Here is a 1,156-nt window from a genome sequence, read left to right as displayed (position 1 = left end):
GGCCGTCTCATTTATCGGGGGGTCCACTGTGGGTTATCGGGGCCCTGCTGAATAAGCCTCGATGCATGAACGACTAGGCGAGCAATTGAGGGTCGATGACATGGCGCGGGCTGCCATGTTCAGCAAATTTCACTTCACGCGGATGTTCCAGCGGGTCACCGGCGTCTCACCCGGCCGATTCCTTTCCGCGCTGCGCCTCCAGCGTGCCAAGGAGCTACTCGTCTCGACGCCGATGAAGGTTGCCGACATCAGCGTCAGCGTCGGCTACAACAGCGTCGGCACGTTCAGTTCCCGGTTCAGCCGCAGCGTCGGCATGTCGCCCACCAGTTTTCGGCAGCGCGCTGGCTACGCCAGTGAGATCCTCGCCGACTCCGACGGCGTCCGCCTCAGCGACGCGAGCATCTCCTGCGGGGTGCAACCGGCCAGCCGGGACGAGAACACGCTGACGTTCGTCGGCCTGTTCCCCGGTCGCGTGCCCGAGGGCCGTCCGGTCCGCTGTGCGGTACTGCGCGACTCGCGGCACATCACCTTCAACCATGCACCACTGGGCCAGTGGTACCTGCTCGCCCAAGCGGTCTCGGCCGACCGGTGCCCGCCCGGGCTGTGTCGCGATCACGCAGACCGGCCGGTCTCCGTCGCCACTGCCGGGCCGCTCGTCGTCCGCTCCGGCAAGTCGATCTCGACCGAGCTCGAGCTGCGGCCGGGCCGGGCCCTCGACCCGCCGGTGCTACTCGCGCTACTCAACGTCCGCACCTACGCGCTGAGCCGGCTGACCGAGCAGAGCCGACCCGCCGAGGAGTACGCCGTCGCGGCCTGAGCACCCGCGCCCACCGCCAGTTCCTCGTGCTGGTCAGCACCGTGGCCAGCACGTTCGGCACCGGCGACCGCGCGACGGCACCGCGGCCCGCCCGCCTTCTTCGGTAGTGGATGGTTCCCGCCAATGTCCCACAATTCGCTCTCGGCATGCAGTAGTGCTTTCCAATATCTACATTCCGGCCGCGTTCGCAACGCTCCCGCCCCGCCGCACGACCGATACTTGAGGTTTACATCCACCCGCACCCTAGGCCAGCCTTCCGGGTAAAGCGACGGACATAACCCACGGCCCCGGCGTTGTTCCTCTATGTCTGACTTGATCATTGTTTGTCAGATGTCGTAG

Annotated in this window: 1 protein-coding gene; it reads left to right on the top strand. The window is 66.3% G+C overall.

Going from position 1 to position 1,156, the window contains the following annotated elements:
• Positions 1-61: 61 nt before the first annotated feature.
• Positions 62-817: a helix-turn-helix domain-containing protein gene (locus tag ACFHWS_RS28455; RefSeq protein ID WP_416569576.1), complete on the top strand. Its 756-nt coding sequence runs from the start codon at positions 62-64 to the stop codon at positions 815-817.
• The last annotated feature ends 339 nt before the right edge of the window (positions 818-1,156 follow it).

Origin of the sequence: Micromonospora sp. LOL_013 (assembly GCF_048060315.1) — a bacterium.
In the GTDB taxonomy this organism is placed as follows: domain Bacteria; phylum Actinomycetota; class Actinomycetes; order Mycobacteriales; family Micromonosporaceae; genus Micromonospora_E.
Note: the sequence above shows the minus strand (reverse complement) of the source record. Positions and strands in the feature narration are given on the sequence as shown.

What these genes read in the sequence shown, in the direction of transcription:
- ACFHWS_RS28455 (WP_416569576.1), top strand. Translation starts at nt 62, where the DNA reads ATGCATGAACGACTAGGCGAGCAATTGAGGGTCGATGACATGGCGCGG.